Here is a 7,299-nt window from a genome sequence, read left to right as displayed (position 1 = left end):
ATGCAGATATGTATTTGATTGATTCGCAAAGTAATTAAAGACTGATGGAAAATAAAGAAAAAATTATGCAGATGAACGATTGGCTTTTCGAATTATATAAGGATGCAGTAACGGAAACTTTTTTAAATCAATTGATTGATGGAAGTTTTGACAAAGATATGATTATAGGAGTAGAAGCAAATGGCGAAGATACAGTTTGATACACAATTCAAAACACCGTATATAACCAGCTATGGAGAAAAGCAGCAAAAGAAAAACAAAAATGAATTTGTTACGGACTATGCAGTAAAAGCAGCAGATACAGTAATAACGATAGAAACAAGACCGAAAAGAAAAAGAGTTAAGATCCGTTTGGTAGAATAGCGATGCGAAAATTATTTTTTGAAGATTCATTGAAGCTGGAGCTGAATGTGATAGGATATCATGATCAAGGAGAAAGTGTTGTATTTTTTATCAAAACAGATGGGATGGTAGCGTAGACGGGTCTTGTGGACTGTTATAAGACGGAAGAGCAGAATGCAGTTAAAATGGTTCTTGAAAAAGAACGGATAAAGAAGGTAGATTTTGTGTGCTGGACACATCCTCATGATGACCATACCAGAGGTTTGGATGAAATATGGAAGGAGTATTGTACAAAGGAGACTTGTTTTTGCTGCTCAGATATCATAGAGGCGGATTTAGAATTGTATTCAAAAGAAGCAAAAATGCTTTTTGAAAGTATTGCGGATGTTCACACGTCACCGAAAAGGGAGAAGATGAAAATTATGTACCTCAAGGATGCTACACAGGTTGAGAGACTGGAAAGACAAATTTGAAGAAAATCAAGAGGGTCTGATTGTTTTAAATACATATCAACAGGTCGAAGATTTGATTGACTTGCTGGATGAAAGATATACAAGATCAGATGTGACAAATCAAGAATATGATACCGATGTGAAACGGGTGGCGAAGCCGGTATAGGTGAATATATGCAAAAATTATATGGGAAAATCTTTTAGTTATACGAGAAAACATATTTGATAGTAAAGGGGCAAAATACAAATGAAAACCAGACGAATCACCTTAGAAACGCATCTGCACAAGATAGCAGAATACGATGAAACTGTAAAAAATCTGGAAAGTGTATTCAATATTCAGAAGCAGAAAGTTACAAGATATATCGGCTCTGTCGTTACGTCATTTCCAACTTATAGTACGCACGATGCCGTTCATTCCATGAATATTATTTCAGCGATCGAAAAGATTCTTGGACAAAAGACGATCAAGAAAATGTCGGGCATTGATACGTTTTTAATCTTAATGTGTGCTTATATGCATGATACAGGAATGCTGTATTCAGACGAAGAAGTGAAACAATTATGGGAAACGGAGGGATTTCAGGATTTTCTCACTTCTGCCAGAAAGAGAGAAGATGAAGTAGGAAGAGCTGCGCGGAAGATTGATAAGGCAGAAAAAGGAGAAGGATGTTCGGTTCTTGAAGTACGCCGTTCTGTTGCTGTGATTCTGATGGAGTATTTCCGCCCAAGACATGGCCAGAGAATCAAGCATGTGACAGATGCCAGAACAAGTGAATTTGGTTCATTACTGTCGATAGATGATTCATTCCTGCCAGACAGAATTATTCATAACATCTATCGGATATCCATGGCGCACAACTGGTCGTTTGAGGATATTTTAAAAGAAATGCCATTGGCAGATTCATTCGGTGTTGAAGAATTCCATCCGAGAATGGTTGCATATCTGATCCGTATGGGCGATTTATGTGATATGGATAATAATCGTTTTAATGGTGTTGGAATCAAAGTATTCGGCAATCTCGGAGAAGAAAACCTTGCACATTATTTCAAACATAAGAGTGTAGAGACTTTACATATATCTTCGGATGGGATAGTAGTTGTTGCCAATGTCTGTTATGATATGATTCAGAGGGAATGTGAAGAGAACTGGCTAAAACATATGGAGAAAGCAGAACGGGATTCTGCGCTGAAAAATATATTTCAGAATACGGTGAAAGAGCATATCAACTGGAAATCCTGGCTGGAGCAGGAGGTTACTGCAGGAAAGATGCATTCAATGGAATTATTTCCAGAGAAAAAGTTTATTTCTGTTCCTGAACTGAAGTATAAGATTTTGATTGACGGAGAGGAATCTGAATCTACACATAAAAATCTGAAGTTTCTTTTCTCATCTGAAAAGGCATTTAAACTGATTGAAGGTATCAGCATTTACCAGAATAATAAATTGATTTTTGTGAGAGAACTGATACAGAATGCACTGGACGCAACAAAGATGCAGTTATACAGGACGTTGTCTGCATATGGCTTTCAATTTAATGAAAAAACATCGCCGTTTGATGTAGAAAGAGCATATCCCAATATTTTTGAGGAACATGCGATTATGATTCACACAGACTATAGTCGTGAAACGGGAAAAGTTTATTTTTCGATTCGGGATAAAGGGATTGGCATCAGCATGGATGAGTTTAAACGTAATATTCTGACAACAGGACGAAGCTGGCCGGAACGAAAAGAATACCAGGATGAAATCAAAAGAATGCCGGAATGGCTGAGACCGACAGGGGCATTTGGAATTGGACTGCATACGGTATTTTCAGTAACAGATTCCCTGACGATACGAACTAAGTCCGATAGTGAGAACAAGGCAAATGAGATGACATTATATTCAGGGAAAAAAGGTGGTTATGCATTTTGCAAGAAAATGAATCAGACTCTGCAAAGGGGATCAGAATTTAGATTTTCATTTCTGTTAACGGAAGAATTGAAAGAATGGCTAAACGAGGTAATGTTGGAAAATCATTTCTCGAAAATGTAAAGGATGGAATACAAAAGAAAATTAAAAAGATAATGAAAACGTGGTGCATAACACCTATGGTTCCCATCTATGCAAATCAGGATTATGAAATACCAGCTTTTTCGCAGTCGACCTGGTACAATGAACTGAGCAGAACAGAAAAAGAAAATCAATTGATTGATCAGTCTGTCGAGTCAGAACGATATCATTTTGCGTTTACAGATGACTACCGGTCGATAATGGTGTGGGATCGGGAGAAGAATTGCGTATTAAGTTTTGGAATGGAGAGCATGGGAGGAGATAACGTTTGCTATAAGGGGATTCGTCTTACAGAAAGGATGGAATCTGGTAAATGCAGTGACAGCTTATATCTGAATCAGATGGATGTGCTGGATGGTGCAGGAAATGATTGGGTGGACGCAGCAAGAATGAAATTATCTCTGGCAGCATGCAGAAAACTGGAAAGCGTTGTGGAAGAGGCTACTGCATTTGCAAAAAGAATATATGTTTTCATGTTGGATGAATTTTATCAAAACAATGATATTAGAAATCTCACAAATGATATTGATGCAATGGCAAACAGAATTTATCAGAAGAAAGAGATATCACTGAAAGAAATATGGACAGAGGGCTGTGAACTTAAGAAAAAATATTGGGGAATGCCAGAGCGGTGGAACCATAAAATGCTTACCAGAAAGACACTGCCATATTTTTTAATTGTAAAAATGTTAGATAAAAGCATAAAACTGTGGGATCCAGAGGCTGGAATGGAAGAGGTGCAGCATATATTTTGCCTTGCAGATCAGTTGATTAAAAGATGGAAAATGGATTGGAACGGAATGCACGGGGAATCTTTTCCACAGCCGGATTTTGATCAGCAGATGCGAACTCTGCTGCAGCATTTTCTGCAGATTGCAGGAATTGGATTTTCCTATGTTGCGTTTGAAAAAGTGAAGTTTGACGATAATGAAAAAAATACGTTGTTTGAATATAAAAATTTGATTACGCAGAAAAGCTTTCAATTTTATCAAAAAGCATTTCCGTTCTGCTCGCAATGGAAATTTACAAAAGATATGTATCAGTGCGTAGAGGAGAGTGCCATAAGCGGGTTGATTCGATGGCGACCGGAATTCAGGAACAGAGTTCCGGATTCTATTAGATGGAAATATTGCCTGCCGAATTCGGCTTTGGATAAAGTGTTTGTGGAATGGAGAGCAGAGCACTGTTTTTCAAATGTAAAACCGTTGGAAATATTCCTGAGATTTTCAGGGATTCCTGAAATTGTATTAGACATACCAGGGGAAAACTGCCCGATTGGAGAAAAAGAGAAAAAAGTATGGCGTAAATTCTGCACAGAGTCCTATCTTAACTGGAAACTGTTTTATCGAATCAGACCATTATCTGAAGCTGCAAAAGATATGTTGAATAAAGAGACGATTGTTTTAAGGAGACCATTTACGACATATATAAGTGAACTGTTTCCGGTTTTCCACAGAATGTCTCTTGTAAGTATGGACGAAAGAAGGATGGAATTCAGCATTCATAACAGTAACACACACGGAGTACAGATAGATTCACAGACGAAAAAGAGAATATTTAAAGAATTCTGGAAAGAAGTAGAGCGGAGCCATGATCCGAAGGGATATGTGGCTATGATTGGAATGGAAGAATATCCGATGCTTGGAATTGAAAATGCAGAAGAACAATATCATGCACAGATTGGAATGCTGGCGAAGTATCCGGAGATACCATTATGGGATTATGGGGCAGGAATCAAAGCGTTTATGGATCAATTCATTGGATGTCCAATTGATGAAAAGAGTCAGGAAATTATAGATCGTATTATTAATTCAGAGGGTGGAAAGGCAGTGATTCATTACATCGCAGTGTACAGAAAAAAGACGGGAGATGATGTGAAAGAAGAGAAAATTGAGACACAGTACAGAGAGTTTTTGAAAGACTTGATTTATTGTTGGGCAGATGGAAGATGCACGTTTGGATGAAAAAACGAAAAATAACAGTATACGAATCCCTGCCATTTTGATTCGCGGAGTTGATATTATGCCATCATTAGCATCATTTACGAGAGTATGAAACTTTTCTGTAAAATAATGTTTAAAAGGTTTTTCTGTGATGCAATAAATATCGTTAGGAGGGTCTTTATTATGGAAAGACAAAAGAAACCTGTATATCGAGTACAAATTTTCAAAACGAAGAAAAATTCTAAAATAAGTTTGTAATTATTTTAGAAAACTGGTATACTTAATTTGAAACATGGCAAAGCTTATGTTAAGCTTGAGCTGGCTTTATGAAGGAAGTGAGTGCTTTGAACATTAAAAAGCTAGTTTTTAAAAATTTCAAGACATTGGAAGAGGTGTCGTTTGAGCCGGGACGTGTAAATGTTTTTATTGGAGCAAATGGCTCTGGAAAAACAACAATCCTTGAGGCTATTGGTTTGCTTTGTGCTGCTATGACAGATCGAGTAGATAACGCAAGTATGCAGCGGAAAGGTATTCGTCTTAGTGTTCCGGGACTTTATAAGTCGGCATTCTCCGATTTAAGGAGAAAAGCACCAACCATCAATTTTGATGTGTCTTGGCGACAAAATGAAAAGGACTATCAATATGGAGTCAATTTGAATGTTCCAAATGAATCGGATTCAGCCAGACGAGACATGTGGCGTTATCATTCGGAAAAATTGACTGTAAATAATCAAACACTGTGGGGAAGAAGCGGTGCATCAAAAACAACATATGATCCGTATGTGGGGTTACTGATGCTCGAACCTAATGAAGAACTTGCTGAGGTTAGACCGGAAATTGAGAAGTTTAAGAACTATGCGATTTATCAACCTAACACACAAGCATTGAGAGGAACGCTCCCTGATCCGTATCAGGTTAATCCTATCGGTTTGTGCGGAGGCAGACTTGCAGAGGCAATTGAAGAAATCATGAGGCAAGATGAAGACGGTGAAAGCTACTTGCAGAATCTTCCACTGGATGAAGTCTTGGAACTGATCGATTGGGCAAGTGGGTTTGATGTGACTGCACCTAAAAAGTCAAGCGTAAATGCTGCTGTTCCGACGACGAGAAGAATTTTGGAGTTCCAAGATCGATATTTGACTTCAAAAACAAGCTTTACCGCTTACGATGCCAGTGAAGGAGCGTTGTATGTTCTGTTTCTTCTTTGCTTGGCATTGCACCCTGATGCACCGGGCATTTTTGCTGTGGATAGTTTTGATCATGCAATGCATCCTAGACTTGCGAGAGAGACGACAAAGCTGTTCTGTAAAACAATTCTGGAACAGGATAAGACTGTTTTTGTAACAACCCACAACCCTCTGGTTTTGGACGGACTTGATTTAATGAATGATGATATAAGATTGTTTGCAGTAAACAAAAGCAGAAAATCAGGTCACACATCTTTACAGAGAATTCAGGTGACTAAGGAGTTAATGGATTCTGGTTATTCTCTGTCGAGATTGTGGACAGAAGGACGGTTAGGGGGCGTACCGAATCTGTAATGAAAACGATAGGAATTGTTGCAGAAGGCCCACGGGATTTTGAACTGATTGCAGCAGTCATTGATACAATTACCAATGAAGAAAACAATTATCAAATGATTCAGCCAGAACCCAACATGATCGGACAGTTTGGAAATGGTTGGAAAGGTGTCTGGAAATGGTGTGAAGACAATCAGGGAAAGCTGAAGGCCTATATGCATTCCTTGACACCAGTACTTGATCTTTTGGTTGTCCATATGGATGGAGATGTCCAAAGATGCGAGAAAGAAGTCCATTGTGTTTGTCAAAGGGCACTTTGTGATGCGCCGGAAGGAGCACATCCGCTTACCTGTGAAAAAATAATTGGAGATAGAAACGAATGTCCGGTTGCGTTACCGTGTGAACACCATGGAAATACTCCAGATGCAGAGGCTGATTTTTTAAGAACATTCATAGGGACGTTGTTGCTTCCGGAAGATGGACTGGCTGTGAGCTATATGATTCCGTTTGATGCAACGGATACATGGATTGTGGCAGCCTGTGATCAGTACGATGATTATGAAACATTACTTGATCCGTGGGTTAACATCATTGCACATTCACCGCAATATCATGGAGTGAAAATTAAAAATCGTCCTAAAAAAGAAAAACGGACATACGAAAAGTTAATTGAAACTGTTTGTGAAAATTGGGATGATGTGGTTGCAAAATGTCCACAAGCAAAACGGTTTGATGAAGATGTGCGTGATTTTTTGATTGAACAGAAAACAGCAAATGTGTGATAAACGGGGCTTCTTTTCGCTGAGGAAAGTGACTGAAGCACATCCGAATCAGTATTATTTTGAGCGAATTGATACATGTGATAATGCGTTGGTTCGCTCTTTTTTTTGCCCAACGGAAGGAAGCATGAAGCTGTGCCTCATACCGCATGAACCACAGACAGCACCCAGGTGTAATCCGAAGTGCAGCTGTGGCTTATGCGGTTT

At 38.6% G+C, this 7,299-nt stretch carries 8 protein-coding genes; all 8 read left to right on the top strand.

Annotated features, from left to right (window positions below):
* Nucleotides 1-44 precede the first annotated feature (44 nt).
* The 8 genes from DWZ60_RS17365 to DWZ60_RS15345 all read left to right on the top strand — a co-directional run bounded on the left by DWZ60_RS17365 (nucleotide 45) and on the right by DWZ60_RS15345 (nucleotide 7,095).
* Nucleotides 45-200, top strand: coding sequence for a hypothetical protein (locus DWZ60_RS17365; protein WP_158576412.1), 156 nt, complete (start codon nucleotides 45-47; stop codon nucleotides 198-200).
* Complete coding sequence (locus DWZ60_RS15375) at nucleotides 181-363, top strand: hypothetical protein (protein WP_118659244.1); 183 nt, start codon at nucleotides 181-183, stop codon at nucleotides 361-363. Before DWZ60_RS17365 ends, DWZ60_RS15375 begins: the two co-directional genes overlap by 20 nt.
* A 125-nt stretch (nucleotides 364-488) precedes the next feature.
* On the top strand, nucleotides 489-815 hold the full coding sequence (locus DWZ60_RS15370) for an MBL fold metallo-hydrolase (RefSeq protein WP_119222019.1): 327 nt from the start codon (nucleotides 489-491) through the stop codon (nucleotides 813-815).
* Nucleotides 790-960 carry a Kiwa anti-phage protein KwaB-like domain-containing protein gene (locus DWZ60_RS15365; RefSeq protein ID WP_243037541.1) on the top strand — a complete coding sequence of 57 codons (171 nt, stop codon included), beginning with the start codon at nucleotides 790-792 and terminating at the stop codon, nucleotides 958-960. The genes DWZ60_RS15370 and DWZ60_RS15365 overlap by 26 nt, the downstream gene beginning before the upstream one ends.
* An 81-nt stretch (nucleotides 961-1,041) precedes the next feature.
* A complete protein-coding gene (locus tag DWZ60_RS15360) occupies nucleotides 1,042-2,832 on the top strand; it encodes an HD domain-containing protein (RefSeq protein WP_119222017.1) in 1,791 nt (596 codons plus the stop codon).
* Entirely contained in the window at nucleotides 2,787-4,814 is a 2,028-nt protein-coding gene (locus DWZ60_RS15355) for a hypothetical protein (RefSeq protein ID WP_147397762.1), read from the top strand. Before DWZ60_RS15360 ends, DWZ60_RS15355 begins: the two co-directional genes overlap by 46 nt.
* Before the next feature lie 323 nt (nucleotides 4,815-5,137).
* On the top strand, nucleotides 5,138-6,334 hold the full coding sequence (locus tag DWZ60_RS15350) for an AAA family ATPase (protein WP_117760964.1): 1,197 nt from the start codon (nucleotides 5,138-5,140) through the stop codon (nucleotides 6,332-6,334).
* Nucleotides 6,334-7,095: a hypothetical protein gene (locus DWZ60_RS15345; RefSeq protein WP_022461284.1), complete on the top strand. Its 762-nt coding sequence runs from the start codon at nucleotides 6,334-6,336 to the stop codon at nucleotides 7,093-7,095. Before DWZ60_RS15350 ends, DWZ60_RS15345 begins: the two co-directional genes overlap by 1 nt.
* Nucleotides 7,096-7,299 lie beyond the last annotated feature (204 nt).

The sequence above is a fragment of the Blautia sp. AF34-10 genome (genome assembly GCF_003477865.1).
Classification (GTDB): Bacteria; Bacillota; Clostridia; order Lachnospirales; family Lachnospiraceae; genus Fusicatenibacter; species Fusicatenibacter saccharivorans.
This window is presented reverse-complemented; position numbering and strand designations above follow the sequence as displayed.